At 66.4% G+C, this 26749-nt stretch carries 29 protein-coding genes; 19 read left to right on the top strand and 10 right to left on the bottom strand.

Going from position 1 to position 26749, the window contains the following annotated elements; translation table 11 throughout:
• The first annotated feature begins 13 nt into the window (after positions 1 to 13).
• Positions 14 to 562 (top strand): GNAT family N-acetyltransferase, encoded by a 549-nt coding sequence (locus tag LQ955_RS01835; RefSeq protein WP_231026544.1) that lies wholly within the window; start codon positions 14 to 16, stop codon positions 560 to 562.
• Positions 559 to 771: a hypothetical protein gene (locus LQ955_RS01840; RefSeq protein WP_231026545.1), complete on the top strand. Its 213-nt coding sequence runs from the start codon at positions 559 to 561 to the stop codon at positions 769 to 771. The genes LQ955_RS01835 and LQ955_RS01840 overlap by 4 nt, the downstream gene beginning before the upstream one ends.
• Here the strand turns inward: LQ955_RS01840 and LQ955_RS01845 are convergent.
• The gene (locus LQ955_RS01845; protein ID WP_231026546.1) at positions 682 to 1464 is read right to left on the bottom strand and encodes a lipase family protein; all 783 of its coding nucleotides are present in this window, start codon (positions 1462 to 1464) and stop codon (positions 682 to 684) included. The two genes, LQ955_RS01840 and LQ955_RS01845, sit on opposite strands and share 90 nt — an antisense overlap.
• 222 nt (positions 1465 to 1686) lie before the next feature.
• Between LQ955_RS01845 and LQ955_RS01850 the strand changes: the two genes are divergently transcribed.
• Positions 1687 to 2637, top strand: coding sequence for an AraC family transcriptional regulator (locus LQ955_RS01850; protein ID WP_231026547.1), 951 nt, complete (start codon positions 1687 to 1689; stop codon positions 2635 to 2637).
• Positions 2638 to 2713: 76 nt separating this feature from the next.
• Here the strand turns inward: LQ955_RS01850 and LQ955_RS01855 are convergent, their stop codons facing one another.
• Entirely contained in the window at positions 2714 to 3016 is a 303-nt protein-coding gene (locus LQ955_RS01855; RefSeq protein WP_231026548.1) for a DUF7882 family protein, read from the bottom strand.
• Positions 3017 to 3239: 223 nt separating this feature from the next.
• On the opposite strand from LQ955_RS01855, the gene LQ955_RS01860 reads away from it, so the two are divergent.
• Together LQ955_RS01860 and LQ955_RS01865 are read left to right on the top strand one after the other, a co-directional pair.
• The gene (locus LQ955_RS01860; RefSeq protein ID WP_231026549.1) at positions 3240 to 3557 is read left to right on the top strand and encodes a hypothetical protein; all 318 of its coding nucleotides are present in this window, start codon (positions 3240 to 3242) and stop codon (positions 3555 to 3557) included.
• Positions 3558 to 4070: 513 nt separating this feature from the next.
• Positions 4071 to 5687: an HNH endonuclease signature motif containing protein gene (locus LQ955_RS01865; protein ID WP_231026550.1), complete on the top strand. Its 1617-nt coding sequence runs from the start codon at positions 4071 to 4073 to the stop codon at positions 5685 to 5687.
• A gap of 59 nt (positions 5688 to 5746) precedes the next feature.
• Here LQ955_RS01865 and LQ955_RS01870 read toward each other — a convergent pair whose 3' ends face one another.
• Together LQ955_RS01870 and LQ955_RS01875 are read right to left on the bottom strand one after the other, a co-directional pair.
• A complete protein-coding gene (locus tag LQ955_RS01870) occupies positions 5747 to 6352 on the bottom strand; it encodes a hypothetical protein (protein ID WP_231026551.1) in 606 nt (201 codons plus the stop codon).
• Between the two features lie 111 nt (positions 6353 to 6463).
• The gene (locus tag LQ955_RS01875; RefSeq protein ID WP_231026552.1) at positions 6464 to 7036 is read right to left on the bottom strand and encodes a TetR family transcriptional regulator; all 573 of its coding nucleotides are present in this window, start codon (positions 7034 to 7036) and stop codon (positions 6464 to 6466) included.
• A gap of 133 nt (positions 7037 to 7169) precedes the next feature.
• On the opposite strand from LQ955_RS01875, the gene LQ955_RS01880 reads away from it, so the two are divergent.
• The 3 genes from LQ955_RS01880 to LQ955_RS01890 all read left to right on the top strand — a co-directional run bounded on the left by LQ955_RS01880 (position 7170) and on the right by LQ955_RS01890 (position 9134).
• The gene (locus tag LQ955_RS01880) at positions 7170 to 8066 is read left to right on the top strand and encodes an SDR family oxidoreductase (RefSeq protein ID WP_231026553.1); all 897 of its coding nucleotides are present in this window, start codon (positions 7170 to 7172) and stop codon (positions 8064 to 8066) included.
• Positions 8067 to 8195: 129 nt separating this feature from the next.
• The gene (locus tag LQ955_RS01885; RefSeq protein WP_231026554.1) at positions 8196 to 8729 is read left to right on the top strand and encodes a metallophosphoesterase family protein; all 534 of its coding nucleotides are present in this window, start codon (positions 8196 to 8198) and stop codon (positions 8727 to 8729) included.
• A 9-nt stretch (positions 8730 to 8738) separates the two neighbouring features.
• Entirely contained in the window at positions 8739 to 9134 is a 396-nt protein-coding gene (locus LQ955_RS01890) for a hypothetical protein (protein WP_231026555.1), read from the top strand.
• Positions 9135 to 9138: 4 nt separating this feature from the next.
• Here the strand turns inward: LQ955_RS01890 and LQ955_RS01895 are convergent, their stop codons facing one another.
• Together LQ955_RS01895 and LQ955_RS01900 are read right to left on the bottom strand one after the other, a co-directional pair.
• Positions 9139 to 10221, bottom strand: a complete 1083-nt coding sequence (locus LQ955_RS01895) for a helix-turn-helix domain-containing protein (RefSeq protein WP_231026556.1) — start codon at positions 10219 to 10221, stop codon at positions 9139 to 9141.
• Positions 10222 to 10299: 78 nt separating this feature from the next.
• A complete protein-coding gene (locus tag LQ955_RS01900; protein WP_231026557.1) occupies positions 10300 to 11304 on the bottom strand; it encodes an alpha/beta hydrolase in 1005 nt (334 codons plus the stop codon).
• 157 nt (positions 11305 to 11461) lie between these two features.
• On the opposite strand from LQ955_RS01900, the gene LQ955_RS01905 reads away from it, so the two are divergent.
• Positions 11462 to 11827, top strand: a complete 366-nt coding sequence (locus tag LQ955_RS01905) for a DoxX family protein (RefSeq protein WP_231026558.1) — start codon at positions 11462 to 11464, stop codon at positions 11825 to 11827.
• Between the two features lie 13 nt (positions 11828 to 11840).
• On the opposite strand, the gene LQ955_RS01910 is transcribed toward LQ955_RS01905, so the two are convergent.
• The 3 genes from LQ955_RS01910 to LQ955_RS01920 all read right to left on the bottom strand — a co-directional run bounded on the left by LQ955_RS01910 (position 11841) and on the right by LQ955_RS01920 (position 14929).
• Positions 11841 to 12317 carry a DUF805 domain-containing protein gene (locus LQ955_RS01910; RefSeq protein ID WP_231028229.1) on the bottom strand — a complete coding sequence of 159 codons (477 nt, stop codon included), beginning with the start codon at positions 12315 to 12317 and terminating at the stop codon, positions 11841 to 11843.
• Between the two features lie 153 nt (positions 12318 to 12470).
• A complete protein-coding gene (locus LQ955_RS01915) occupies positions 12471 to 14357 on the bottom strand; it encodes a DEAD/DEAH box helicase (RefSeq protein ID WP_231026559.1) in 1887 nt (628 codons plus the stop codon).
• Positions 14354 to 14929 (bottom strand): sigma-70 family RNA polymerase sigma factor, encoded by a 576-nt coding sequence (locus LQ955_RS01920; protein WP_231026560.1) that lies wholly within the window; start codon positions 14927 to 14929, stop codon positions 14354 to 14356. The genes LQ955_RS01915 and LQ955_RS01920 overlap by 4 nt, the downstream gene beginning before the upstream one ends.
• 132 nt (positions 14930 to 15061) lie before the next feature.
• Here LQ955_RS01920 and LQ955_RS01925 point away from each other — a divergent pair, with 132 nt between their 5' ends.
• From LQ955_RS01925 to LQ955_RS01965, 9 genes are all read left to right on the top strand, one after another.
• On the top strand, positions 15062 to 15775 hold the full coding sequence (locus LQ955_RS01925; RefSeq protein ID WP_231028230.1) for a response regulator transcription factor: 714 nt from the start codon (positions 15062 to 15064) through the stop codon (positions 15773 to 15775).
• Entirely contained in the window at positions 15762 to 16883 is a 1122-nt protein-coding gene (locus tag LQ955_RS01930; RefSeq protein WP_231026561.1) for a sensor histidine kinase, read from the top strand. Before LQ955_RS01925 ends, LQ955_RS01930 begins: the two co-directional genes overlap by 14 nt.
• 264 nt (positions 16884 to 17147) lie before the next feature.
• The gene (locus LQ955_RS01935) at positions 17148 to 17399 is read left to right on the top strand and encodes a hypothetical protein (protein ID WP_231026562.1); all 252 of its coding nucleotides are present in this window, start codon (positions 17148 to 17150) and stop codon (positions 17397 to 17399) included.
• Positions 17400 to 17690: 291 nt separating this feature from the next.
• Positions 17691 to 18860 carry an inorganic phosphate transporter gene (locus LQ955_RS01940; RefSeq protein WP_231026563.1) on the top strand — a complete coding sequence of 390 codons (1170 nt, stop codon included), beginning with the start codon at positions 17691 to 17693 and terminating at the stop codon, positions 18858 to 18860.
• 2 nt (positions 18861 to 18862) lie between these two features.
• On the top strand, positions 18863 to 19126 hold the full coding sequence (locus LQ955_RS01945; protein ID WP_231026564.1) for a hypothetical protein: 264 nt from the start codon (positions 18863 to 18865) through the stop codon (positions 19124 to 19126).
• A gap of 139 nt (positions 19127 to 19265) precedes the next feature.
• Complete coding sequence (locus tag LQ955_RS01950; RefSeq protein ID WP_231026565.1) at positions 19266 to 21578, top strand: glycoside hydrolase domain-containing protein; 2313 nt, start codon at positions 19266 to 19268, stop codon at positions 21576 to 21578.
• Complete coding sequence (locus tag LQ955_RS01955; RefSeq protein WP_231026566.1) at positions 21575 to 22873, top strand: glycosyltransferase; 1299 nt, start codon at positions 21575 to 21577, stop codon at positions 22871 to 22873. The genes LQ955_RS01950 and LQ955_RS01955 overlap by 4 nt, the downstream gene beginning before the upstream one ends.
• A gap of 152 nt (positions 22874 to 23025) precedes the next feature.
• On the top strand, positions 23026 to 24180 hold the full coding sequence (locus LQ955_RS01960; protein WP_231026567.1) for a MarR family winged helix-turn-helix transcriptional regulator: 1155 nt from the start codon (positions 23026 to 23028) through the stop codon (positions 24178 to 24180).
• Positions 24181 to 24407: 227 nt separating this feature from the next.
• Positions 24408 to 24848 (top strand): hypothetical protein, encoded by a 441-nt coding sequence (locus tag LQ955_RS01965; RefSeq protein WP_231026568.1) that lies wholly within the window; start codon positions 24408 to 24410, stop codon positions 24846 to 24848.
• An 84-nt stretch (positions 24849 to 24932) separates the two neighbouring features.
• Here LQ955_RS01965 and LQ955_RS01970 read toward each other — a convergent pair whose 3' ends face one another.
• A complete protein-coding gene (locus tag LQ955_RS01970; protein WP_231026569.1) occupies positions 24933 to 25865 on the bottom strand; it encodes a Ppx/GppA phosphatase family protein in 933 nt (310 codons plus the stop codon).
• Between the two features lie 129 nt (positions 25866 to 25994).
• On the opposite strand from LQ955_RS01970, the gene LQ955_RS01975 reads away from it, so the two are divergent.
• Complete coding sequence (locus tag LQ955_RS01975; protein ID WP_231026570.1) at positions 25995 to 26729, top strand: alpha/beta fold hydrolase; 735 nt, start codon at positions 25995 to 25997, stop codon at positions 26727 to 26729.
• Positions 26730 to 26749: the final 20 nt, after the last annotated feature.

Genomic DNA, 26749 nt, shown 5'->3' on the forward strand with positions numbered 1-26749 from the left:
ACACGATGGTCTCGTGACCTGGCCCGCTGCAGAACTTCTCGAGACGAGCCGGTTCACCCTCGAGCCTCTCCGGCTGCAGCACGCCGACGAGATGGTCGACGTGCTCGGCGACGAGGCGCTGTATCGATTCACCGGCGGGCAGGCGCCCTCCCTCGAGGTGCTGCGGGGTCGTTATGCCAGGCAGGTCGTCGGGCACTCGGTTTCGCGGGATTCGGGGTGGCTGAACTGGATCGTCCGCTCGAAGGCCTCCGCTCAGGCGATCGGATTCGTGCAGGCGACGCTCTCTGGCGTCGGCGAGCATCGGCGCGCCGAACTGGCCTGGGTCGTCGCGCCCGCTGCGCAGGGTGCGGGGGCCGCGACGGAGAGCGCAAGCGCCGTGCGCGCCTGGCTGAATGGTTCAGGCATCCAGCGGGCGGGCGCCCTGATCCATCCCGACAACATCGCCTCGCAGCGGGTCGCCGCGCATGTGGGCATGCACGAAACCTCGACGATGGTCGACGGCGAGGCGCTTTGGCAGACCCATTTGCCGCGGCCTTCGAAGGGGGTTAGCGTTCAAGTATGACTAGCAGGCCCCCCTCACGCTCCAGTGGAGGGCGAGGGCGCGAGCCGATGTGGCGCAACCTGCTCATCGGCGAAGGTGTGTTTCTCATCGTGATTCTGGCGATCTTCAGCACGGATTACTCAGCGGTCGTCTGGCTGGCGGTCGCCGTCTTCGCCGTGACCACCCCGATCGTGGTCGTCGGTCTGCTGCGTTCCCGCGGCCGCGACTGACCCCGTCTTCGGCTCGGTCGCCGAGCCGGCACCGAGCACGAGCGCGACGACCTCCGGCTGAGCCAGAATGCGAAAATGTCCGCCGGTGGGCAGCATGACGTTGTGGGCTGCAGTCAGCCCGCTGCCTTCGGGAATGTGCGGATCGAACTCGCCGTACACCGACACGATGCGGGCGTTCACGTCTTTGCTCTCGGCGAGCATCCGCATCGTCGCGTCGCTCGGCGAAAGTGCCCGCAGGGCCGGCAGAACCAGGTACGCGGCGTAGCCCGATCCCGAAAAAGGTGCGCAGACCGCGACCATGCGCGAGATTCGCCGTGAATCGTCGAGAAACGCCATGGCGTATTTTCCGATCAGGCCGCCTTTGCTGTGCGCGACGATCAGCACGTTTTTCAGGTTTCGAGAAACGAGCATGGCGCTGACGAGCTCGGCCGACTCCGCGACGGGTCGAGCGTTGTGGCGGAGCGCCGAAATGACGAACACGGGATGCCCGGCGGCATGCACCTTTTCGATGAGTGGGCGCATGAACCCCCACGTCTCCCAAATGCCGGGTATCACGACGACGGGATCGCGCTCGCCGGTCTCGTAGCGCCGAGCATCGCGGCTGCTGAAGGCAGCCCGCACCTGCCAGTGCAGGGCGAATGCGTAGTCCGCCGCCCACCACCCCGCGCGCTGCGCCAGCCTCCGGGGCGTCACGGGCGCGCGGGCGAGGTAGGCACAGAACCGACGCTACGCCAGTGCGCGGCCTTCACGCTACGGGAGTGCCCGCCGACCGGCGAGACGCAAGCGAACGTTTGACGAAGTCGCTACGCGAGAGTCATAATCCCTTTATCGATTGCCCCAGACCCTCGGCAGCGTGAACGGGTACGTCCGCAGTGCACGTGCACGCGGCCAGCCAACAGCATGACGAGGGAGACCGTGTTCACTGAACCAACCCCGCGGCTCACCGAGCGTGTCGATTGGCGTCTTTCAGGCCAAGTCGGTCTCGACCAAGCGCCCGGTCACGCCACGAGTCCCAATCCCGAGGCCTTTCATTCGGTCGGCAGCCGGTGGACGTTCGGCGACGGGCTCGCGGTGTCGACAACCCTTCAGAGCCCCTTCGTCGTGAACGTGGGCGACGAAGCAGAAGCAGATGCCGAAGGGATTTACGTGGTGTTCGTGCGTTCGGGCGCGTGGCGGCTCACCGAGAACGGCCAGACCTTCGGCTTTCGGGCCGGCGAAGCGGGATTCATCAGCCCGACGCGGCCCGTGCTCGGACAGAATCTGTCGGTGTCGACCCTGACCACCATCTCGCTGCCCCGCGAGACGATCAGCCAGATCGGGGCCGACGTGCCCTCCGGGGTCGGGGGATTCCGGCTGTCGGGCTTGCGCGACCCGTCGCTGTCGTTCATTCTCGGCGTGACCGCGGCGGCCGGAGAAACTCCGATACCCGCGGCGCCTGCGGCCGCGCTCATCGGCCAGCTGATCACGGGGCTCTTTCTGGAGCATCAGGGTTACCGCATGGACTCCGGCAGTGTCACGTCAGGTCTCTGGGCACGGGGGCAGGCGCTGATCGCCGCCCAGTCGGGCGACAGCGACCTCACTCCTACGGCGATCGCAGCGCAACTGAACGTGTCGGTGCGTCACCTGCAGCGTGCGTACGCGGCCACCGGCCAAACTCTCGCCGAGGCGATTCGCGCTCGGCGGCTCGATCGTGCGGTCGTCGAGATCACCGGAACCCACCGCTCGTTCTCCGAGATCGCCGGGCGTACGGGATTCGCGACGGTAGCCGAACTCCGCCGTGCTCTTGTTGCCGTGCACTCGGTGACCGCGCGCGACCTGCGCAGCGCAGGGCGGGTTCCGCAAAACGAAGGCACGGGCATCCGCTGACGGGCAGTGCTTGTCGGCCTCGTTCGGCACGCCTCATGCGGCAGGCCTCGTTCGGCACGCGTCGCGCGAGATCGGGCTACCCGTCGGTGGGCTCTGGTACGACGCGGAGCCCGTCGCCGCTGTTCGCCGTCGCCATCAGCTGTTCGATCCACGCTCTGTTCAGCGGCGTTCGTTCTCGGCCGTCGAATTGGAACTGCAACTCGATCGCAGGGTGCAGCCACACCGCGCAACGACCCTGCTGGTCGATGCCGTTATCCCACGACAACGTGAACTTCTCGTCGCGCCGGAGCTTGGCAACGATGACGGATTTCAGGTGCGCGAGAAGCCGATCGTCGAAGACGGCCTCTGTTCCCGTTGCCCCGTAATAGAGTTTTCCCATTTTCGTTCGAAGGCCCCTTACTCGTCGGCTGCGGCCCGTTGTGCAGGCCGACAGACGACTGAATCCGATCTGTCATCTCTAAGACGTGCTGACCGAGCGATTCGTCACGCCGAATCCGAGATTTTTCTACCCGTTGACGCTGCGCGGAAGATGGAGCAATAATCCCAGTAACGATTGCCCCGGACCCTTGGCAGTGCGTCTCACCGCGACGAGGGGATACGAGATGGCCGAATCACAAGCTCACCCGATGGTGGGCGGCTCAGCAGCCGTGTCGGCATATCGCAGTGACGATCTGCTGCTCATCCCGGTGTGCGATCACTGCTGGCGCGTGAATGCGGCTCGAGCCGACAGTGCGGCCGCCAGCGAGGTGCTCGGTTTTGTCGAGCAGCGCGCCGAGTTCGCTTTCGAGGTGATGCAGCTGGGCCGGAGTTTCACGTGGACGATGTTTCCCACCCTCGACGAGGCGCTGAGCTACCTTTGGCGTGGTTCGCGCGCGGCCTTGGCGGGAAAGGCCGCGGGGGAACTCTCCTGGGTATCGTGACCGGTGGTCGAGGACGAGGCGTCGGCGCTGCTGCGTGAACGCTGTGACCACTCTGTCGCGCCAATCGGGGCTGTGCCGTCGGGGAGTGCAGTCGCGCCGCTCCGCGGGGGCGCTCCCGGGCATCCACTTTTCGAAAAGGCCCCTATAGCGGGCGTTTTAGAGGCTTTTTCGCAAAGTCGATTGATCGCGATGCACTAAACAGCCGTTGTCGCTGAAGATGGTTCGGCTCGCGGGTCGACTTCTTCGGGCTCTGTTCTTTCGTGGGAGTGCGGGTTCCTTGGGTTCTTGCGTGGGAAGGGGTCTTCGTGGTGACCGTCTCGGGGAGGTGACGGGCGGGTCTCGCTGTCGGTGGCTGCTGGTATTTTTGGTGGTGCGGTAGGTCGTTTGGTGGCAAGCCCGGCAGGGCGCGGCAGCCTCGGGATGCCCGGGGTGGGTGTTTCGGGGTGCGGATTCCCGTGGTCCGGGGGCCACTCTGTTAGTGAGAATACCTCGTGATTGTGGTATGATCGGTCTATGTCCGCAACACCTCCTCCGCCCACCGGCAGCCCGGCCGGCAGCACCGACGGTGCTGCTGACGAGCATGTTCGGGTGTCGTTGGGTGTGCTGTTAGCGGAGGCAGTTGCGGCGTGTGGTGAGTGTGGGGTGTTCCGGGCTGCCGCGCCCTGCGGGCTTGCCGACGAAGAATTATTGGCCGGTCTGGTTGCGGTGGAGCGGCTGGGCAGGTTGGTGGACGGGTTACGTACGCAGGTGGCTGGGGATGTCGCAGACCGGAGCAGACACGAGCTGGGGGAGGAGTCACTCGCACGGAAACAGGGGTTCGCGAACGCGGTCGAATTGATCGTCGCGTCAACGTCGGTGTCGAGGTCGACGGCGAGAAGCCGGATCAAGCTGGGTGCGCAGGTGCTGCCCTCGGTCGTGGTTGGGATGCTGGTCCCGTCGAAGTTCCCGGAGGTCGAAGACGCTCTGCGGTCGGGTCTGATTGGTGTCGATACCGCCGACGCGATCGTTCGTCCGCTGTCGGAGGCTGCCCCGAACTGCGGCACGGAGGAGATTCGTGCGGTCGAACGGCAACTCGTTGAGTGGGCTGTTGATGGGGTCGGTGGGGTGTCTCTACCGGCGGATGATATTCGTGGGCTCGCTGTCCGGGCGAGGGAGTCGCTGGACGCGGACGGTGCGGAACCGCGGTACAAAGATTTGGAAGCGAAACGCGGTCTGACGTTCTCGAACACCCGCTCAGGCTGTGTTCGTGTGAATGGGGTGCTGACGCCGGAGCAGGGTGGGGTGTGGATGGCGGTTGATCACGCGATCTCCAGCCCCCGCGTCGCCGGACACATCCCGTTCGACCCCGGCACACCCCATGCCGACGCCGGAGCCAGCACCCTCGCTACCGCTACCGCTACCGCCACTACCGCCACGGCCACCGGTGCTGATGCGGCGGCTGATGCTGAGGCGGTAGCGGTGGATACGCGTACGCTGCCGCAGCGTCGGGTGGATGTGTTCACGGAAGTCATCCGGGTCGCAGCAGGCTTGCCGGGGATGCCGCAGATCAACGGCGCCCGCCCGGTGCTGAACATCCACGCCACCCTCGACGATGTTGTCTCTGGGCGGGGTGTGGGGTGGATCGACGGCATCAACGAGCCCGTGCCCGCGTCGGTGGTCGCGCAGACTCTCTGCCACGCCGACATCGTCACCACACTGTTCGGTGCGCACGGGGAAGTACTGCACCTCGGGAAAACGCGCCGCCTGTTCAGCGCGGCGCAGAACCGGGCGTTAGCGAACCGTGATGGCGGGTGTGTGTGGAAGGGCTGCAACCGGCCCCCACAGTTCTGCGAGAGCCACCATGTCGTGGACTGGAAAGACGACACGTACGCACCGGGTGTGACGGATGTGTGTAATGGGGCGTTGTTGTGCAAGTTCCACCACAACCATCTACACACCGCCGACTGGCGGCTCGTCATGGTTGACGGGGTGCCGCATCTGATTCCACCGAAATGGGTCGACCACGAGCAGCGACCCCAGAGATGCCGACAAACCTCAGACCGATTCACCAACCCTGGCCCACCAGACGTGTTCAATCGACGAAGACGCGACAGCACACCCGCACGCCCGAGATTCACCGACACCGACTGACTTTGCGCCGCCGACTCTGACTGAACGCCGGACGGCTTCAGCGGCGTTGCCGCACGCGGTCAGCGCAGCGGCAGTGCTGGAGCCGCTAAGAACCTCAGGCGCCCGAGCCGAGGGCGAAGCCACGAGTCGACAGCCCAGGTCGAGCCGGCGGCAGCGAAGAACAGGGCGAGCGACGCGAAGATGTAGCCGACCGACGGGCCCAGGTCGGTCATGCCCGAGCGCGTCCAGGGCAGGTGAAAGCCCTCGGCACCCGACCAGATACCGAACGACAGCAGAGCGCTGCCGAGAAAGGCGACGTTCGAGAAAGTGCCGGTGATCAGGGCGATGGCAACGAGGGTCTCGACGATCGCGATGAAGATCGCGAAGGCGGGCGGGTTTGCTGTGCCGACCGAATTCACGAACACGAGGTACTGGTGAATGATCGGGGTGTCGACCTTCTCGTAAGCGCCGAGTTCGTCGCCGAGTGTCTGCCCGTTGATGAACCCGGGCAGCCACTTGAACACGGCGTCGATCGCCCATAGCACTCCGAAGAGAATTCGTACGATCGCTGCGCCGTGCAGCCATCTGATCGAAAAGACGCCAGAGCGGGGCAATGCTGTCGCCGGGGTGCCGCTGCCGAACGGGGCGGCGCTGCTGCTCGGGGTGGAAAGCTCGGTCGTGGTCATGATGTGCCTCTCGAATCGTGATGGTCGGGCATCCATTGGTTAGGTGTGCCTAACCTAACTACGAGACGCCCTTACGATTCGTTCAGCCGATCCCAAGAATCTTTTCGAGGGTCAGGGTGACAGTGACCGCAGCGCCTCGAACAGATCTCGCTCGATCTCGGCGAGCGTCGCTACTGAGCCCTCTGCGATCCACTGGTCGAACGACAGCCTGAACACGGTCACCCCCGACTCTGCCGCCAGCGTCGCCGTCGGCTCGGTCACGCCGCGCGCACGCAGGGCCGAAGCGAGCGTGCCGGCGAGAGATGCCATCTTGAGCAACTCGCGCTCTTGCAGCTCCGGATGCTCGGCGATGACCTTCTGGCGGAGGCGCGAGTGCGGGCGCCGTTCTTCGGAGAACATGCCCGTGGGGGCGCAGACCGCCGCGACGGCGTCGGCGACGATGTCGAGGGCACGGGCATCCGCTGGTGCCGAATCGACCGCCTCGGTGAATCCACCCTGAAAGATGTCTTGACCGCCGAACAGAACCTCGCGTTTGTCGGCGAAGTGCCGGTAGAACGTGCGCTCGGTGAGCCCGGCGACCGCGGCGATGTCGGCGACGGTCGTATCGTCGAATCCGTTTGCCAAGAAGAGCTCGAGCGCGGCCTTCTGCAGTCGCTCGCGGGCTTCGGGTTGCCATCGCACCATAACTCCATGCTACCGGTTCAAACGAAGTGATGACAGACTCTGACATAAGCGCTACAGTGAGAAGCGAGCCGATGACAGGCTCTGACATCACCTTAGCCCGCCGTCAACGCGGGCGCGGAAGAAAGAAGCACTCATGCGTGTATTCATCACCGGCGCATCCGGCTGGATCGGGTCGGCCGTGACCGACGAACTCCTCGCCAACGGATACGACGTGCTCGGTCTCGCTCGTTCCGACGAGTCTGCGGCCCGACTCGAGGCCAAGGGCGCTCAGGTGCTGCGCGGCGACCTCGACGACCTGGGCGCGCTGCGATCGGGTGCGAGCGACACCGACGCGACGATCCACTTGGCCAACAAGCACGACTGGGCTCACCCGGAGGTCTCGAACAAGGCCGAGCGTGAGGCGGTCGAGGCCATCGGAGAGGCACTGGCGGGCTCGAATCGAAAGTTCTTGCTGGCATCGGGCGTGGCCGGGGCGGTTCCCGGCCGGTCGTTGACCGAGAACGACGCTTCGCCGTTCCACGGTCTCGAGTCGCCCCGCGGCGGCAGCGAGAACCGCGCACTCGAGTTCGTCGAGCAGGGCGTCGGTGCGGTGAGCGTGCGCTTCGCACCGACCGTGCACGGCGCGGGCGACAAGGGTTTTGTGAAGTTCATCGTCGACGCCGCGAAGGCGTCGGGCGTGTCTGGTTACATCGGCGACGGCACGAACCACTGGCCGGCCGTGCACCGAACGGATGCCGCGCGCGTCGTACGCCTCGGGCTCGAGAAGGCGGCTCCCGGCACCTTGCTGCACGCCATCGGCGAAGAGGCGATTCCGACCCGCACCATCGCCGAGGCCATCGGTCGCGGGCTGGGCCTGCCGGTCGAGTCGATCGCGTCCGAAGATGCACAGGCGCAGTTCGGCACGATCGGCGGCTTCTTCGGCATGGATATTCCGGCGTCGTCGGCGATCACTCGACAGCTGCTGGGCTGGACGCCGACCGGCCCCACCCTCATCGAAGATCTCGACAGCGGGGTGTATTTCACCAGCTGACGCTGCTTCACGAGCTGACGCTGCTTCGTGAGCTGGCGCCGCCTGCGCGGGCGGACGCTACCCTCGTGAGCCGTGAGCCGTGAGCCTCGAGCCGCGCGCACGGCGCGAGCCGACGCGGTACGGTCGAGCATGGCTCTGAAGCTGGTCATGCTCGCCGACACACACCTGCCCAAGCGGGCGAAGGCCCTGCCCGGGCAGGTGTGGCGTGCGGTCGACGAGGCCGATGTGGTGTTCCACGCCGGCGATTGGGTCGACGTGGCAACCCTCGACGCGCTCGAGTCGCGTGCGGCCCGGCTCGTCGGAGTGTTCGGCAACAACGACGGCCCAGAGCTGCGGGCGCGACTGCCCGAGGTGGCGCGAGTCACGCTCGACGGGCTGCGCTTCGCGATGGTGCACGAAACCGGGGCGGCGGCCGGCCGGGAGCAGCGCGCTGACCGCGACTTCGCCGATACCGATGTGCTGGTGTTCGGGCACAGCCACATTCCCTGGAACACCCGCACGCCGGCCGGAATGCTGCTGCTCAACCCCGGGTCGCCGACCGACCGCCGTCGGCAGCCGGTGGGCACCTTTCTGACGGCCGAGGTCGTCGATTCGCAACTGCGGAATGTCGTTCTTGTGCCCGTCGGCGTCGACTCCGAGCCGCCTTCATCCGGCGCCGGATAGGGTGTGGGCATGTTCATCCGTAAGAACCGCAAAGAGACGACCCCGACCAGCCCGCGCGAAGAGTCGGTCGGGGTCGGCGCCCTCGTCACGGTGACGGGAGGTGCATCCGGTGCATCCGGTGACTCGGGCTGGGAGGGGGAGCCCACGGGCGTCGTGATCGGGCCCGGCGACAACGAGATGGCGGGATACCCGGGCCTGGCCCCGGGCGGCCCCATCAGCTGGCTCATCGCCTTCGCCGAACCGGCTTACAAGGTGGGCAATGCGGTGCCGTTCGATGAGGCGACCGTGGCTGCGCGATTCGTCACGCTGCTGCCGAGCACTGTGGCGAGCGATGACGATGGCGCGGGTGATGACGGTCGCCACACCGACCCGACTGCCCACGACTCCGGCACCGAGGCGCTGTAAGGCGTCAGCCGAACACGTTCGTCGAGAGGTAGTACAGCCGAAGGGCGAGTTCCAGACGCGTCTGGCCGCTCATGGTGCGCACATCGAAGCCGAGCGCCTGGGAATAATCGGCGACCCTGGCCTGCACGGTCGAATGGTGCATCCCGAGTTCACGGGCGGCGGCTCTGGCGCTGCCGGTCGCGACCATCGCTTCGACGAGATCGCGCGCGGCTCCCGGCGACCCGATCAGGCGTTTCAGAGCGAGCACGTCGGGGTGGTCGCCATCACGCTCGTCAGCGGCCTCCGCCAGCATCAACACGGCCCCGAGGTCGTCGGCCTGCACCACCGGCTCCCGCTCGCTCGTCATGCGCAGGGCCAGTAACGCCGAACTCCACGATCGGTCGAGTTCGCCCGGCGGTACTGCGAAGCCGACGCCAACGCGCTCCACAAAGGGCACCGCGACGGGCTCAGCGACGGGTCCATCGACGGGCTCAGCGACGGGATCAGCGACGCTCGCGTTGGTCGTACCATGGCGGGCCGGCCGGATGACCGCCCGCACCGCTCCGACCCGGGTCACCATCACGGTCTGATGGCCACCCGGCGCCGAAGACAGCGCCGGCATCGCGCTCACGCAGTAGTCTGCGGTCATGTCGAGTTTGAGCTGAGTCGCTGCCGTCAGCCGATCCGCGCGCGGAGCAGCGAAATCCACGACCGTCTCCACTGCCCTTCGCGCAGCCACGACGGGCGCCGAGCGCTCGAACGTGATGCTCAACGCGATCACCAGGCGCTCGAGAATCATCTCGTCGTTGGCATGCGCCGGCCCCACCCGCTCGAGCCACGCGTACCCGCCGTCACCGAGCGGATGCCGCGGCCACAGTGGGGGCGACGCTGTGGCGTCGACGGGCGAACGGATGCCCGTGGCATCCACTCGCCGCTGAGTGCCCGCAGCGGCGAATCCCGCCGCGCACCCGCTCAGCACCGCCGCCCCGCGCAGAAGCACCTCGGTGTTCGCGTGGCCGTCGACGAGCGCATCGAAGTACGCGATGACCTTCAGGCTCTCGCTCGCCTCTGGATCGAGCGCGGTGAGGCGCCCCACGAGCTGATGCATCTTCGCCACTCATCTCACGAACTGTTGCGCCCACCCTACCTCTGTCGTCGCGGCGACAGAAGGGGTGGGCGCCTCGCGTCACGCGCCGAGCAGCCGCCGCACCCAGGCTGTGCGGGTCTCACGCATGGCCACCGAAAGCGCGGCCTGGGGAGCCATCATGTCGAAGCCGTGGAACCCGCCCGGCCAGACGTGCAGTTCGGCGATGCCGCCGTCGGCCCAGATCTTCGACGCGTAGGCGACGTCTTCGTCGCGGAACACCTCAGACGACCCGCAGTCGAGGTAGGCCGGCGGCAGGTTCGACAGGTCGGTCGCCCGCGAAGGTGCGGCGTAGATCGACACGGCATCGGTCTTGCGTCGATCGCCGAGCAGGGCATCCCACCCGGTGTCGTTGCTGCCGCGATCCCAGACGCCGATCTGGTCGATCTGGTGGCTCGAGACCGTCTCGTTGCGATCATCCAGCATGCCGTAGATGATCACTTGGCCTGCCAGCGCGGGGCCGCCCTTGTCACGTGCCAACAGCGTCACGCCCGCGCAAAGGCCGCCACCCGCGCTCGCACCGGCGATGATCAGTCGGCTGGCGTCGAAGCCGAGCTCGTCGGCGTGTTCGGCGGTGTACACCAGGCCGGTGTAGCAGTCGTCGACGAGGGCGGGGTCAGGATGCTCGGGGGCGAGCCGGTACTCCACCGTCACCGCAACGGCGTCGAACTCTTCCACCCAGTCGAGAATCGTGTCGATGCCGGTGAAGCGGTCGCCGATGATCATGCCGCCGCCGTGCGTGTGATAAATGCCCGGCCCTCCTGCCACATGGTCGGCCCGCTTGAAAATACTGATGGTGATGTCAGGCGCGCCGGCCGGGCCGGGAATGGCTCGATCTTCGCGAACCACGTCTACAGAGCGAGCCGCGAGCACCTCGTCGATGGGCGGCGTGACGTTCGCCGAGCGCATCGGGCCGATCATCTCCGTCGTGAGAGTCGACGGCATCTGGGCGCCGAGAACCGCGAGCACGGCGGCGAGTTCGGGGTCGAACGGCGGGGCCGGGCGGTACTCGGTGGTGGGGGTAGTGGGGGATTCTGCAATGGACATCAAGGCCTCCGTTGGTCTCGCGGCCACCTCACTGTGGCCGTGTACTTCAGCATGCACGTCTCGCCGGGTAGCTGTCGAGCCGCCAGGCGGGCAACCTTTCGGCCGAATACTGGCCGGGTGGCGGGCGGGCGCTTTCGGCCGGGGCACAATGAGCAGTATGGAGATTGCCTACTGGATCGTCGCCGGCGTACTTGCTGTGTTCTACCTGTACTCGGGCGCCATGAAGATCGCGCGCAACCGAACTCAGCTGAAAACGATGATGAAGTGGGTCGAAACCGCGCCGATGCCGGCGGTCAAGCTCATCGGAATCCTCGAGGTGCTCGCTGCGATCGGCCTCATTCTGCCCCCGCTCACCGGCATCGCGCCGTGGCTCGCGCTCGCGGCAGCCATCGGGCTCGTGCTGGTGCAGATCGGGGCGATCATTCTGCACCTGGCACGCAAAGAAGCGCGACAGCTCGGGTTGAACGTCGCGCTTCTTGTGCTTGCGGTGGTCGCCGTGTGGTTGGCGACCGTCTGGCTGTAGGGCGTGCCTCGCCTTAGCTGGTGGGTCGGTCGAACCGTGCGCCTTCGGGCTTCGGGCCGGTGAGAACGAACACCAGCAGAATGATGCCGCCGACGAGCGGGATCAGGGCGATGAAGATCCACCAGAAGGAGTGGTTGGCGTCGTGCAGGCGACGCGAAAGCAGCGCGAGTCCCGGAATCAGAATCACGAGGGCCCACACGAGGTAGATGATGTAGACGACGGTGCCGCCCGCTGTCATTCCGTTGCCGTTCATGTTGTTTCCGCCAGTGGCCTGCAGAATGATGCTGAAGATCACGCCGATCACGGCCGACACCAGAAACCACCACCAGTACTCGGCGCGGCTCGCGCGGCCCGAGAACGTGGCGTACTTGGTGAAGAAGCGTCTGACGGCGACGCCGAACGGCGCGTTGTAATACGGAGCCCAGAGCGGCACCGGGCCGCTCGGAACGTTCGAGGCCTGCTGCGGCGGAAGAGGCGGCGGCGGTGGCATGGTCACGATGTGATTCCCCAGTTTCTGTATTCGCGATCGAATGTCGACGGCGCCACCATACTGGCATCTCCTCGCTCGCTGGGGGGTGAATCAGCTCACTTCGCGTGTCGGGCGGCTGCGCCGCCTGTCATTTGTACGGCCTACGTGTATTGGCTACTTGTGTCGGGGCTTGCGTGTCGGGCGGGTGTCGTTACCGTCGAAGTCGGGCCGGCCCGGTCGGTCGTAGCTGCGTGCGCCGCCGCCACGGCGGTCGGGCTTGATCTCGATGAGCTTGCCACTGATGCGGGTGTCGCGAAGCTTCTCGAGTACGCGGCTGGGCATATCCGCAGGCAGTTCGACGATCGAGAAGTCGGGTTTGATGTCGATGTGCCCGAAGTCCTCTCGGCTGAGGCCGCCCTCGTTGGCGAGGGCTCCGACGATCTGGCGCGGCTCGACCTTCTGACGCTTTCCTACTTCGATGCGGTACGGCGACATGGGCTTCGAGCCGCGCGGAGCCCGGTCGGGGCGCTCGCCCCGGGCATCCTGCCCGCCGTAGCCACCGGATGCACCGCCGCGCGAGTCGCGGGCGCCTCTGTCTTCTCGGCTCGGGTAACCACCACTCGCGCGGTCTTCGCGGTTGTCGCGCTCGAAGCGCTGGGCGCGGGAGTCTTCGGGTTCGAGCAGCAGGGGAGTGTCGCCCTGAGCCACCACGGCGAGGGCCGCCGCGACGTCGCCCTCGGGAACATCGTGGTGCTCCACGTAGTGGCCCACGATGTCGCGGAACGCGGAGATGCGGTCTTGCTGCGAGAGCGCGGCCGTGATGGCGTCGTCGAACCGGGTGAGCCGCGTGCTGTTGACGTCGTCGACCGAGGGCAGCTGCATCTGTGTGAGGGGCTGGCGCGTGGCCTTCTCGATGGCGCCGAGCAGGCGGCGCTCCCGCGGGGTCACGAAGCTGATGGCGGCTCCGCTGCGCCCGGCGCGACCCGTGCGGCCGATACGGTGCACGTACGACTCGGTGTCGATGGGAATGTCGAAGTTCACCACGTGGCTGATGCGGTCGACGTCGAGGCCGCGTGCCGCGACATCCGTTGCGACCAGAATGTCGAGCTTGCCGCTCTTGAGCTGGTTGACCGTTCGTTCGCGCTGGGCCTGGGCGACGTCGCCCGAGATGGCGGCGGCGGAGTATCCGCGGGCGCGCAGCTTCTCGGCGAGCGTCTCGGTCTCGCTCTTGGTGCGAACGAACACGATCATGCCCTCGAAGTTCTCGGTTTCGAGAATGCGGGTCAGGGCATCCACTTTCTGTGGATACGAGACCACCAGATAACGCTGCGTCGTGTTCGCCGAGGTGGTGGTCTTGTTCTTGACCGTGATCTCTTCGGCGTCGTGCAGGTACTGCTTGGAGATGCGGCGGATGGGCGCCGGCATCGTGGCCGAGAACAGGGCGACCTGCTTGTCGTCGGGAGTGTCTGCGAGAATCGTCTCGACGTCTTCGGCGAAGCCCATCTTGAGCATCTCGTCGGCCTCGTCGAGCACCAGGTACTTGAGCTCGGAGAGGTCGAGCGTGCCCTTGGCGAGGTGATCCATGATGCGGCCGGGCGTGCCGACGACCACGTGCACTCCACGGCGAAGCGCCGAGAGTTGCACGCCGTACGCTTGGCCGCCGTAAACAGGCAGCACGTGTACTCCCCGCATCTGCGAGGCGTACTGCTCGAAAGCCTCACAGACCTGAAGCGCCAGCTCGCGGGTGGGGGAGAGCACCAGCGCCTGCGGCTTCTTCTGCGACACGTCGAGCCGGGAGAGGATGGGCAACGCGAAGGCGGCCGTCTTGCCGGTTCCGGTCTGGGCCAGGCCGACGACGTCGCGGCCCGCCAGCAGCGGGGGGATCGTGGCGGCCTGGATGGCCGAGGGAGTCTCGTAGCCGATCTCACGCACGGCCTTCAGTACCGCGTCGCTCAGACCCAGGTCAGCGAACGTGACGGCATTCTCCCCGGATGTGTTCTCGGAGTTCTCGTCGTCGTTCGTTTTCGCCTGCTCGGCCGCGGGGGCCACGTCTGTACTCATACCCAAACGGTAGTCGCATTGTGCTCCTGCAGTAGCACGCGAAGGGCCGCCAGACCACGCCGGATGTGCCAATTCGCCGTGCTCAACGGAATCCCGAGGCACCGCGCCACCTCGGTACGGCTCAACTGCTGCAGAAAACACAGCTCGATGGCCCGTCGCTGAGCCTCCGGAAGCGTGTCGAGGGCGCCCAGCACCCGCTCGAAATCGAGTCGCACCTCGACCACCTGCGCCGGGTCGTCTGCAACCTCGGTGAAATCGCGAATGCCGATGCGCACGTCGCGCAGGCGACTCGACTCGGCGGCTCGCACACGGTCGATGGCTCGCCGACGGGCGATCATCTTCATCCAGGTGGCAAGGCCCGACCTGCTCGAATCGAACCGTGCGGCTGTCTGCCACACCTCCACCAGAACCTCCTGCGCCACCTCCTCCGACTGCGCGTGATCGAGCAGAATAGCCTGCACCGCGGCGAGCAGGGGCTGGAACATTCCGCGATAGAGCGTGTCGAAGGCCACACCGTCGCCGCGTCGCACGTCGGCGAAAAGAGCTTCTCTGTTGTCGATGGTCAGGCTCATGAAACCGACGCTATGTCGAGCGCGACTGTCGTTCACGGCCGCAAAGCTTACGAAATGCGGACGGATGCCCGTACCGAGACCACCGCGTGCTCGCCGAACCGTACTGTTGAAAAGGTGAACACTATTCCGGCGATGCGAGACCTCGCCGATCGTCGTGTTCTGGTGGTCGAAGACGACCCGACGGTCTCTGAAGTCGCTGCGACCTACCTTCGGTCGGCCGAGTTCGTGGTCGATACGGTCACCGACGGATTCTCTGCCCTCGCCCTCATCGAACGACGGATGCCCGACCTCATCGTTCTCGACCGCATGCTGCCCGGCGTCGACGGAGTCGAGGTCTGTCGCCGGGTGCGGCTCGGGTCGGCGGTGCCGATCATTCTTCTCACGGCGCTCGGAAGCGAAGAAGACCGTATTCTCGGGCTTGAAGCCGGTGCCGACGACTACCTGACCAAGCCGTTTTCGCCCCGCGAACTGGTGCTGCGGGTGCAGTCGATTCTGCGTCGATCGCTGGGGGAATTCACGGCCGAGACGGAATTCGAGTTCGGCGGTTTTGTGCTCGATCCGTCTGCCCGAACGGTGACGCGCGACGGTGATCCGATCGCCCTCACCGCGCGCGAGTTCGACCTGCTCGCGTTCTTCTTGAAACGACCTCGGCAGGTGTTCAGCCGAAGCGAACTGCTGCGCGCGGTGTGGGGGTGGACGCACGGCGACATGTCGACCGTCACCGTGCACGTGCGCCGGCTGAGAGAGAAGATCGAGGTCGACCCCCGAGCGCCTCAGCTGCTATGCACCGTGTGGGGTGTCGGTTATCGTTTCGACGCCGAAGCGAGTACCGATGCCCTGGTCTGATCTCGGGGCCGCGGCGGCCATCGCCTTTGTCGCGACCGCCATCGTGGGCGTGCTCGCGGTGGGTGTGCTGCTGCTCATCCGCCGGGCATCCGTGCTCATTCAGCTCTGCGTCGTGGTGCTCGCCACCACGGTCGCGGTGGTGGCGAGCATGATCAGTGTCGCCAACGCGATGTACCTTTCTGCCCATGACCTCACGGTCGCCGTCACCGTGGCGACCATGGCGGGAGTCGTTTCGCTTGCGCTCGCCGCCGGGCTCGGCTGGATGATCGTGCGCAACTCCCGCAGCCTGTCGGCTCTTACCCGCCGCATCGGCCGGGGCGAAACGGTCGACCACGCGGGCCGTCACCAGTCGGCAGAACTCATCGAACTGGCCGACGAGCTCGTTCTGGCGAGCAAGCGTCTTGCCGAAGCGCAAGCACAGGCCGCGCAACTCGAGGCGTCGCGCCGCGAGCTCGTGGCGTGGATCTCGCACGACCTGCGCACACCGCTCGCCGGCATCCGTGCCATGTCGGAATCGCTCGAAGACGGCCTCGTCAGCGACCCGACGCGGTATCACCGTCAGATCAGGTCGCAGGTCGAACAGCTCACTCGCCTGGTCGACGATCTGTTCCAGCTGTCGAAACTCGACTCGGGCACGCTGACCCTCACGCTTGAAGACGTGACTCTGTTCGACATTGTCAGTGACGCCGTCGCCGATGTGCGGGCCTTCTCGGGTGGCCGCGACATCCGGGTGGCCACCGAGCTCGGCCGAGACATCGTGGTGCGGGCGGATGCTCGTGAGCTGACCCGCGCCATCTCGAACCTGCTCGTGAACGCCGTGCAGCACACCCCGCCAGGTTCACTCGTCACGGTCTCGGTGCAGCTGCAGCACGGTCGGGCCGCGGTTTCGGTGATCGACTCGGGCGACGGTATCGCCGAGAGCGACCTCGAGCGCGTGTTCGACCCGGGATGGCGTGGCCACGCGGCGCGCACCCCGACGCCGACGGGCGGCGCAGGACTCGGCCTGGCCATCGTGCGCGGCATCGCCGAAGCTCACCACGGCGCCGTGTCGGTGCAGAACGTGCCAGGCGGCTGCCGCTTCGACCTGATGCTGCCCACCGCGGTCTGACGGGGCCCTTCGTTCGGGTTCTCGTCGATGTCGAGGTATGCTCAGCTCATGAAGGGTTCTGGAAAAGCATCTCGCAAGATCGGTGCCAAAGCACTGGGCGCGGTCGGCGCTGTGCTGATTGCCTCCATCCTCTTGACCGGTTGCACATCTCGGACTGCTGGAGAAACTGATACGAATCCCGCACCGACTGCAGCGTCGACGACGCAGGCATGGAACCCCACGGCGAGCCCACTCGAAACCGCCGCACACGATTGCTTCACGGCGGTGAATGACCCCGTACTCGCCGATTGGGCTGATCTCGCTTCGCAGGGACTCGCTCCTCAGAGAACCGCCGCCGGCACGGAGTTCACACAGGTCAGTTCAGACGGCGTGCTCGTGTCGACGGCGAATCTCGTCTCCGACGACTCGTGGGTCAAGATCGAGGTCGAAAGCACAGACAGAACGGTCGGCCCCGCCATGCTCGCGCTGACGACCCCGCTCCTCGCCGAGGTTTCGGCCACGCTTCACGGCCGTTGACCTCGCGTCGGCCGCGAGAGTGACTTTTGCGGTCGAGATGAGCCGCTGGGGCGGTCGCTTTCGTCCGAAGGTGTCGCGCTCGCCGCCGCAATTCGCGGGTCGCGGGTCGCCAGTGGCCATGGATGGCATCGCACCGTCCGAGGGGGCATTGTCGACGGAAACGGGGGCGTGTCAACCACCCGGGGGAGTTAATGCCGTGTTCACTTTGCGCTTTTAGCGTGGCCGCCGAACGAGCCAGGGCAGGCAGTCGAGAGCTGCTTGCCGCCGCGCAAACCAAGGGATGCACACACCATGGATGTTCTCGTCGTCGTCGTTCTCGTCGTTGTCGTCGCCCTCGTCTTCGACTTCAGTAACGGCTTTCACGACACCGCAAACGCTATGGCGACCTCGGTCGCCACGGGCGCGCTCAAACCCCGAGTCGCAGTACTCATCTCGGCCGTCTTGAATCTCGCCGGCGCCTTCATCTCTACCGAAGTCGCTCAGACCATCTCGCAGGGCATCATCAAGGAAGGCCCGAACGGTGTCGAGATCACACCCACGATGATTTTCGCCGGCCTGCTCGGCGCCGTCATCTGGAATCTCGGCACGTGGTACCTCGGGCTGCCGTCGAGTTCGACGCACGCACTGTTCGGCGGACTGATCGGCGCGGCCATCATCGGCGCGGGCTTCGGATCGGTCGACTACGGGGTGTTGTTGTCGAAGGTCGTGATTCCCGCTCTGCTCTCGCCCTTCATCGCGGGTGCGATCGCTCTGGTAGCGACATATGCGGCGTACAAGATCACCAAGCAGACCCTGGCACGAGGCTCGGATCGCGGATTCCGTCACGGCCAGACCGTCTCGGCCTCGCTGGTCTCGCTCGCGCACGGCACCAACGACGCCCAGAAGACGATGGGCGTGATCACTCTCACGCTGATCGCTGCGGGGTACCAGGCGTCGAACACCGCTCCGCAGCTGTGGGTGATTCTGTCGTGCGGCCTGGCGATCGCTATCGGCACCTATGTCGGCGGCTGGCGCATTATGCGCACGGTCGGTAAGCGCATCACCGACGTGCATCCGGCCCAAGGATTCGCGGCCGAAACGAGCTCGGCGGCGACCATTCTCATCTCGTCGAAGCTCGGCTTCCCGCTGTCGACGACGCAGGTCACTTCGGGAGCGGTGGTCGGTTCAGGGTTGGGCAAGCGGCTCGCTCTGGTGCACTGGGGCGTCGTCGGCAAGATCGCGCTGGGCTGGGTGTTCACCCTGCCCGCCGCGGCGCTGGTCGGCGGTGTGGCCGCGTGGGCGGCGAGCAGCAGCACCGCCGGCTTGGTGATCGTGGTTGTTCTGGGTGCCGCGGCGTGCCTGACATTCTTCATTCTCGCCCGGCGTCACCCCGTGAACCAGAACAACGTCAACGACGACGAAGACCTCGATTCGGCCGCACCGAAGCTCCGTTCATCCGATACCGCGAAGGCAGGAGCCTGACCATGTCCAACATCAACTGGGGAGCATTCGTCGTCGTGGCGCTGGTCTCTTTCGCGGCCGCTGTCATCGTGGTGATCTTCTATGCGCTGAGCCTGCGGCTACTGGCGACGGGCTCGGCCGACGACACGGAATCAGACGGCACCGTCACGAGTTCTGCGGCGTCGCACCGCCCGCTGGCGGCGACGGTCGGCGGGTATGCCTGCCTCGCCGTCAGTGCGGCAGCGGTGCTGTACGGGCTGTACCTGATCATTCCGCAGTTCCACTAGGTGAACCCGCCGGTCGGCCCCACGATTCGGCCCCCACCATTCGCTGGCCGTCGAACTTAATAAGACCGAAACGCGCGGTTCATTCAATAGACGCTCGGTGAGCCTAACGTCACCATATGCAACTGGGATACGAGGGTTCATGACCGGAAAAGTCGACCCGTTCATCGGCTCAGAAGCGACACAGTTGCCGCCCGCCAGCGGCCTCGCGGCCACGTGGTGGTGGCCCAAGCCTCAGATCGGCAATACGCATCCCGGCGCGACGTATCCGCTCGGCATGGTGTCGGCGTGCGGGTACTCGGGCGCATACCCGACGGGCTATGGGCGCTACGACCTGAGCCTCGAGGGGGTGCCGTCGACCATCCACGACAGCCAGCTCATCTCGGGTTTCACACATTTTCAGCAGTCGGGTACCGGCGCCATTCGCAAGTACTACAACTACTTTCGGGTCACGCCCATGATCGAACCACTGGATGCCCTGGGGCGCCTGTGGCAGATCACCGACGAGAGTGCCGAACCCGGCTGGTATTCGGCAACGCTCGACTCGGGCGTGACCGGCGAGGTCACTGTGGGGCCGAAGAGCGCTGTGCACCGCTATACCTTTCCCCGCCACGCGAACGCCCGCATCGTCATCGACTTCTCGCTGGGCGGACTCTCGATTCCGCATGGCACCACCACCCCGCTACGCGCACACCTCGAGTCGCACGAGCCCGGCGTCGCGTCGGGCGAAGTGGTCGTCGAAGGCGCCCCGATCTCGGTGTACATCGAGTGCGACAGCCCGCAGTGGCGCCAGATGCTCTGGTACGACCGGCGGCTGATGCCCGGGGGCAAGCGGCTCGACTTCGGGCACATCAGGCCCACCACGCTGCGGCCGTTCGGTCTGATGTGGGCCGGCCCCAGCCAGCCGGGCGAGACGATCGAGCTGCGCATCGGCTTCTCACTCAGGGGTGTCGAGCAGGCGAAGCAGAACCTCATCGACGACGTCGGTTCGGGCGAGAACCGGTTCACCGCCCGCCGCGAGAAGACGGCGAAGGTCTGGCGCAAGCAGCTCAAAACCATCGCCGTCGACACTCCCTCGGTCGAGCGCAAGACGGTCTTCTCGACCGCGCTCTATCACTCGCTCATCAAGCCGTGCCTCGCGCCGGGCGAAAGCCCGTTCTGGCCCGTCGACGGCCCGTTCGCCTTCGACTTCAGCACCATGTGGGACATCTACCGCACCCAGCTGCCCCTGCTCACGACGCTGATGCCCGAAAAGGCTGTCGAGATCGCGAACGCGCTGCTCACCATCTGCGAAGAAGAGGGCAACTTTCCCATCGGCTACCGCATGGCCAAGGGCAGCGACCGCTTCTCCCGGCAGGGCAGTGCCCTCGCGCACACCTTCCTGGCCGATCTCTGCCAGCTCGGGTTACCCGGCATCGACTGGGAGTGGGCGCTGGTGCACATGTCGGATGATCTGCGGCGCACCTACGGCGAGGAGTTTCTGCTGCAGGGCGAGGCCCACCCCATCAGCCACACGCTCGACCTCGCCTTCGGCTACTGGTGCACGGCGAAGGTCGCCCAGCGGGTCGGAGACAAGGCGATGGCCGAGCAGCTCGCTCCGCTGGCCGAGCGCTGGGCGAACGCGTACAACCCCGACACGGGGCTGCTCAAAGACTCGAACTACTACGAGGGAACCCGCTACAACTATTCGTTCCGATTGGTGCACGACATGGCCTCGCGCATCGAATTGAGCGGGGGAGTCGACGCGTTCATCCGGCAGCTCGACGAGTTCTTCGGCTACGGCGCCGAACCCGCCGTGCAGCCGGGCAACAAGCCGAGCGTCGCCGAGATGCTCGCGGGCTACCAGCTCGGCCGCTTCGAGGGCCTCAACAACGAGCCCGACATGGAAGCGCCTTGGGCCTACCACTATGCCGGGCGCCCCGACCGCACCGCCGAGATCGTGCACAACGTGCTGCTGCAGCAGTTCGGCACCGGCCGTGGCGGGCTGCCGGGCAACGACGACTCCGGCGGGCTCAGCTCCTGGTACGTGTGGGCCTCGCTCGGCATTTTTCCGGTGGCGGGCCAGAATACCTTCCTGCTGAACGCACCGTCGTTCGCCGAATCGTCGATCGCCGTCGGCGATGAGAAGTTCAGCATCCAGACCCGCAATTTCATCGAGCCGACTCACGGCGGCCCCGTGCAGTACGTGCAGTCGATGCAGCTCGACGGCGAGCCGCTCGAACGCAGCTGGATCAGCGGAACCGAACTGCACCGCGGCGGCGAGCTGCTCGTCGAACTCGGCCCCGAGCCGAGCGACTGGGCCACTACCGTCGTTCCGCCGTCGAGACCCTCGCCTCTCAACGCAGTGCCCCTCGGCGCAGTGCCCCTCAACACAGTGCCTCTCAACGCATCGCCCCTCGGCGCGGTGCCCGCTAGAACCTCAGCCCAGCCCCTCACACCGGGAGAATCATCGTGAACGCTGTCGAAAACCGTCTCGTGATCGTCGTGCGCGCCGATCCTGTCATCTGCGGGCACTCCGTCGAGGCCCGCAACCTCGCCGAAACCGCTCTGCAACGCGGCTTCGACGAGGTTCGTATCGTCACCTGGCCCATCGACAAGCTGCAGCAGGCCGGCCTTCCGCTGAAACCGCTCGACTCGGTGCTGCCGTACTCTCCTGGCATCATCGTCGAGCGGCCTGCGCCGGTCGGCGATTACAAGGTTCCGGATGGTCGGTACCTCGCCGGCATCACCGGGCGCTTGATCGAACTCTTCACCGACGGGGTTCCGACGGTCTGCCTGTCGCTCTACCTGAGCCCGCACACCATCGCGGTGGCCGACGCCATGCGTGCCGCGTGGAGCACCGGACTGCCGGTCAACGTGACCACCATCGCGGAGGCGGTCGGGTCGGATGTCACCAACGTCGTCCGCACCGCCGTCGAAGAGGGCCGGCTCGGTGCCGCCGCGCACATCTTGTCGAGCTACCTCAGTCAAGACCACTGCGTCGCCGTCTCGGAGTACACCAAGCAGCTCATCATCACCGAATCCGCTGCGCTCGACGCCCAGCACGGCACCCGGTTCGCCGAGCAGTGCCGCCAGCGCATCTCGGTGTCGTACCCCGCCATCGACGCCGACGCCTACCTGAACCTCGACGACAACATCCTCGACGACGTGCTGGCCGCTCGCGGGCTTGAGCGCGACGAATACGTGCTCTTCTTGTCACGGCTGATGCCGGCCAAGGGTGTTGAAGACCTCATCGCCGGGTACGAGCTGAGCGGGGTGCACGCCGACAAAGAACTGATCATCGCGGGGCGCGGGCCGCAGGCCGAGGTACTGCGTGAGGTCGCCGCGGCATCATCGGTGAGTCACCGCATCCGTTTTCTCGACGATGTCGGCGACGCAGAGAAGCCGTACCTGATGGCCGGATGCGCGGCCTTCGTGCTGCCGAGCAAACCCCGCCCGGAGTTCGTCGAGACGTTCGGAATCGCGCTCGCCGAGAAGATGCTCGCCGGCGGCGGCCCCGTGATCACCACCGTGACCGGCGGCATCGGCGAGGCGACAGGCGACCACGCGCTCGTCGTTCCGGTCGAAGACCCGGCTGCGATCGCGGCCGCCTTGGTACGCGCGGTCGTCGACACCAGCCGCGAGGAGCGGGCCGAATGGGCCGAGCGCGCCCGCGAGTACGCCCTGCAGTTCGACCGCCGCAACGTTTTCGATCGCCTCTTCGCGAACGTGCCCCGCTCGCGCGTCGAGTTCCAGCCCAACACGCCGTAGTCCGTCGGCCCCACGCACATCGAGCTACGGGTTTGTGTGGGCGTTTGCCACTCGCACCCGCACAAACTCGCAGCTCGATCGTGACTCGAGCCGCTGACGGGTCTTACGCTCGAGGTATGTCGGGTGAGGTGCGCTCTTCGTGGGTGACGCGAATGTCGCAGCTCCTGGTCGCGTTCACCATCGAGGTCGACAACGAATTCGAGCAGTGGATGCCCCATCGCACAGCCGCGACTCGGGCCGCCGGAATCGCGGCGCGTGGACCGTGGCTGGCTTCGCTCGCGATGTGGCTGAACTTTCTGCAGTACATTCCCGACCCGCATACGCCTGACGGCATCTCTCTCGCCGACCTGCGGCAGGTCTCGCACCTCACGAAGCCCCAACTCAGCGGCATGGTGCGCTGGGGCTACGTCACGGTGGGCGGCGCCAGCGGCACTGATGCCAGTGCGGTGCGAGCGGCGGTCGCGGCCGGGGGAGTCATTCACCGAACATCCGCCGGCTCGAAGGCCGCCGCGCACTGGAGGGCAGCCCTCGCCGACGTGGAGTCGCGATGGCGAGACCGCTACGGTTCCGCGCTGATTGCCGACCTGCGCGCCGCGCTCGTCGGAATCGCAGCCTCACTCGAGCCCGCCGCTTCCCCCGCCGGCCTCCCCGACTACCTGCCCGAGGTCGGTCCGGGCTTCTGGATGAAAGACGGCCTTCTCGCCTCGCTGCCATCGCCATCGGCACCGGCACCGGCAGTTCCGCCGCACGCAGACGTCGCTGGCGTTGTCTCCCTTCCGACCGCGATGTCTCGCGCGCTGTTGCTCTTCGCGCTCGACTTCGAGCGCCGTTCGCCCGTCTCGCTTGTGCTCTACGCCGACTTTCTGAGCGCCTTCGCTCAGGGACCGGTACGGGCATCCGATCTCTCCCTCGCCACGGGTGTCACACCGACCACCGCCCAGACGGCCTGCGGCTTTCTCGAACGCTCAGGGTGGATCACCACCCGGCCCGACCCCGTGCTGCCGCGAAGAAAGCTCTACCAGCTCACCCCCGCGGGCACCGAGATGGCGCGGCGTGCAGCAGCTGACTACCGCGAGGCACTGGACTCATTCCGGGCGAATCCCGCCGGCATCCTGATCGCTGTAGCCGACCGGATGCACGCCGTCGGCCCCGCACCGCTCGCCGCTGCCCTGGCGCCGCCCCTCGCTGCCTGGCGCGCCAGCATTCCGTTCGCCGCCCACACGAGCGCCGTGCGTGCCGATCCCTTCGCCCACCTGCCGCGTTTTCCGCTGGTCACCCACCGCGGCGGCTATCCCGACGGCAGCTGACCGGGACGGACAAAACGGCGGCGAATTCACGGGGGTAAGGCGGATAGGTGCCCGCCCTAGCGAATTCTCCGCTGTTTTCGCACGACTCGACCCGGTTTCGCTAAGCTGGCTCTCCTCCCGCTGCTGCAACCCGCATCGGCCCGACGATGGCCCACGTCTGCCGCGAAAGACGTTCATATGGACACATCACTCACCCCCGACAGCAAGGGCGGCTCTTCGCCCCTCTCGTGAACCGGCGTTGGCGGCCGACGAGCCGCCCCGCACTGTGGGCACCGCAGGGCGTCGAGCCTTTGCCGAATCCGTTCGATCCGCTGCTCGAAGACGAGGGGTTGCACCGCCGCGATGGCGCCGAAGCGGGTGACTTCGTCGGGCTGGCCGCCGAGACCATTCGTCATGCCGTCAGTCGGCCGCTGAATTCCGTCTCGTTGCACTCGGTGGCCGAACGGATGGTCTTCACCGACGCCGAACAGATCGCCGAGTTGCTCCGTCTGCTGCGATTCGAGAAACGCATCAGCGAGCTTCGTGCGGCCGAACTCGCGCGGTGGCTCTGTCGCTTCGGAACACGCCCGAGTCATTGGGCCGGCGGTGCCGCTCTGCTCGAGATGTTCGGCTCTGGCAGCAAGTGCGATCAGGCCCTCGTGGCCAATTCGACCTCCGAACGCTGCTGATGCGAAGGTTGGGCGCGGCACTAGCTGCCCGGCCGCACGGGGAGGTGGGGTCACACCGCGCTGAGGAGGCGCGGCCCGATACCGCTACGCCCCCTGCAGGTGATCGAAGCGGCGCAAGATGAGGCCCTCCCGAAGGGCCCAGGGGCAGATCTGGGCGGCGTCGATACCGAGGCCGGCCATGGCCTCTTCTGCCACGAGCGCGGCTGCGAGCAGCTGTTTGGCACGAACATCCGAGACACCAGGCAGGTCGGTGCGATCGGCCGACGACATCGCCGCGAGCCGCGACGACCACAGGCGCAGGTCGGCGAGCCGCAGTTCGCGTTTGACGTAGGGCCCGGCGGCGCGGGGCGCCGCGCCGGTGATGCGCGCCAGCGATCGAAAAGACTTCGAGGTCGCGGCGACCACGTTGGCAGGGTCGAGTTCGGCGAAGGCGGCGATCGGCTCCTCGAGCATCGACCTGATGTACTTGCGGGTGGCCTTCACACTCTTGGCGGTCGGCGGGTCGGCCTGCAGATGGTCCCAGGTGAGACGCCCGGCCCCCAACGGCACCGAGAGTGCGAGCTCCGGATGCTCGTCGGTACCCATGGCGAGCTCGAACGAGCCGCCGCCGATGTCGAGGTTGAGAATGTTGCCCGCGCCCCAGCCGTACCACCGCCGCACCGCGAGAAAAGTGGATGCCGCCTCGTCGGGGCCACTGAGCTCTTCGAGTCGTATGCCGGTTTCGGCATACACCCGCGCCAGCACCGCGTCGCCGTTGGCCGACTCCCGAATGGCCGAGGTGGCGAAGGCGAGCAGATCTTCTGCGTTGTTGGTGCGGGCGAAGTCTGCGGCCTCGCCGATGAAGTCGAGCAGTTCGCGCTGCCCCTCCTCAGAGATGGCTCCGTCGGCGTCGAGATAGGCCACCAACTGCAGCGCCCGCTTGTGCGAACCGAACGCCACGGGGGCGGCCCCCGGGTGCGCATCGACCAACAGCAGATGAACAGTATTCGAACCGATGTCGAGAACCCCAAGTCGCATGAATCGAACCTATCGCGCGCCGGGCCGCCGGGCGTATGCTGCGGGCAGGTGAGCGCGCTCTCACTCGGACGTAACCGGATCACAAGCACGATCACAATCGCAGATCACGAGTCTTGAAGGGGTACAACCATGACCAAACCCACCATCGTCTTGGTGCACGGAGCCTGGGCCGACGGCTCGAGCTGGAACGCCGTCTCGAAAGAGCTACAGGCTCAGGGCTTCACGGTGCTGACGCCGCCGAACCTGCTGCACGGTGTTGCGAGCGATGCCGCCTACGTCGCCTCGTTCCTCGCCCAGCGCACCTCGGGCCCGGTTGTGCTCGTTGGGCACTCCTACGGCGGCGTGGTCGTCACGAACGCCGGCTCGGAGGGCGGAGACGTGCGCGCTCTGGTTTACGTCGACGCGTTCATCCCCGAGATCGGTGAGACCGTCTTTCAGATTCTCGGCGGATCGGGCTCTGCGCTCGACGTACCCGACCCGACGGCTGTGCTCGACATCGCAGGCTACCCGGGCGCACCCGAGGGCGACGCCGAGGCGTTCTTGAAGCCCGACACGGTGCACAACTCCTTCGCGCAAGACCTTTCGGAAGCCGATCGCTGGCTCATCGTGGCGAGCCAGCGGCCCATCACGCTGGGTGCCAACACCACTCCGTCTGCGATTGCGGCCTGGAAGAGCATCCCGAGCTGGGCGGTCGTCGGCACCGAAGACCGCGTGATTCCGCCGGCCACGCAGCGCAGCATGGCCGAGCGTGCGAATGCCACCATCACCGAGGTCGCCGCCTCACACGTGTCGATGGTCTCGCACCCCGACGTGGCGCTCGCGGCCATACTCGCGGCGGTCGCCTCGCTCGACCTCGGCGACTGACCGGCGTGGCTGACCGGCGC

This window comes from Subtercola endophyticus, assembly GCF_021044565.1.
Classification (GTDB): Bacteria; Actinomycetota; Actinomycetes; order Actinomycetales; family Microbacteriaceae; genus Subtercola; species Subtercola endophyticus.

Bases quoted from the DNA above. Each gene is read 5' to 3' on its own strand.
- LQ955_RS01880 (WP_231026553.1), top strand. From the start codon at position 7,170: ATGCGTGTATTCATCACCGGCGCATCCGGCTGGATCGGGTCGGCCGTG.
- LQ955_RS01975 (WP_231026570.1), top strand. From the start codon at position 25,995: ATGACCAAACCCACCATCGTCTTGGTGCACGGAGCCTGGGCCGACGGC.
- LQ955_RS01905 (WP_231026558.1), top strand. From the start codon at position 11,462: ATGGAGATTGCCTACTGGATCGTCGCCGGCGTACTTGCTGTGTTCTAC.
- LQ955_RS01885 (WP_231026554.1), top strand. From the start codon at position 8,196: ATGGCTCTGAAGCTGGTCATGCTCGCCGACACACACCTGCCCAAGCGG.
- LQ955_RS01870 (WP_231026551.1), bottom strand. From the start codon at position 6,352: ATGACCACGACCGAGCTTTCCACCCCGAGCAGCAGCGCCGCCCCGTTC.
- LQ955_RS01875 (WP_231026552.1), bottom strand. From the start codon at position 7,036: ATGGTGCGATGGCAACCCGAAGCCCGCGAGCGACTGCAGAAGGCCGCG.
- LQ955_RS01945 (WP_231026564.1), top strand. From the start codon at position 18,863: ATGTCCAACATCAACTGGGGAGCATTCGTCGTCGTGGCGCTGGTCTCT.
- LQ955_RS01925 (WP_231028230.1), top strand. From the start codon at position 15,062: ATGCGAGACCTCGCCGATCGTCGTGTTCTGGTGGTCGAAGACGACCCG.
- LQ955_RS01890 (WP_231026555.1), top strand. From the start codon at position 8,739: ATGTTCATCCGTAAGAACCGCAAAGAGACGACCCCGACCAGCCCGCGC.
- LQ955_RS01930 (WP_231026561.1), top strand. From the start codon at position 15,762: ATGCCCTGGTCTGATCTCGGGGCCGCGGCGGCCATCGCCTTTGTCGCG.
- LQ955_RS01915 (WP_231026559.1), bottom strand. From the start codon at position 14,357: ATGAGTACAGACGTGGCCCCCGCGGCCGAGCAGGCGAAAACGAACGAC.
- LQ955_RS01895 (WP_231026556.1), bottom strand. From the start codon at position 10,221: ATGCATCAGCTCGTGGGGCGCCTCACCGCGCTCGATCCAGAGGCGAGC.
- LQ955_RS01840 (WP_231026545.1), top strand. From the start codon at position 559: ATGACTAGCAGGCCCCCCTCACGCTCCAGTGGAGGGCGAGGGCGCGAG.
- LQ955_RS01960 (WP_231026567.1), top strand. From the start codon at position 23,026: ATGTCGCAGCTCCTGGTCGCGTTCACCATCGAGGTCGACAACGAATTC.
- LQ955_RS01920 (WP_231026560.1), bottom strand. From the start codon at position 14,929: ATGAGCCTGACCATCGACAACAGAGAAGCTCTTTTCGCCGACGTGCGA.
- LQ955_RS01940 (WP_231026563.1), top strand. From the start codon at position 17,691: ATGGATGTTCTCGTCGTCGTCGTTCTCGTCGTTGTCGTCGCCCTCGTC.
- LQ955_RS01900 (WP_231026557.1), bottom strand. From the start codon at position 11,304: ATGTCCATTGCAGAATCCCCCACTACCCCCACCACCGAGTACCGCCCG.
- LQ955_RS01910 (WP_231028229.1), bottom strand. From the start codon at position 12,317: ATGCCACCGCCGCCGCCTCTTCCGCCGCAGCAGGCCTCGAACGTTCCG.
- LQ955_RS01950 (WP_231026565.1), top strand. From the start codon at position 19,266: ATGACCGGAAAAGTCGACCCGTTCATCGGCTCAGAAGCGACACAGTTG.
- LQ955_RS01865 (WP_231026550.1), top strand. From the start codon at position 4,071: ATGTCCGCAACACCTCCTCCGCCCACCGGCAGCCCGGCCGGCAGCACC.
- LQ955_RS01855 (WP_231026548.1), bottom strand. From the start codon at position 3,016: ATGGGAAAACTCTATTACGGGGCAACGGGAACAGAGGCCGTCTTCGAC.
- LQ955_RS01970 (WP_231026569.1), bottom strand. From the start codon at position 25,865: ATGCGACTTGGGGTTCTCGACATCGGTTCGAATACTGTTCATCTGCTG.
- LQ955_RS01860 (WP_231026549.1), top strand. From the start codon at position 3,240: ATGGCCGAATCACAAGCTCACCCGATGGTGGGCGGCTCAGCAGCCGTG.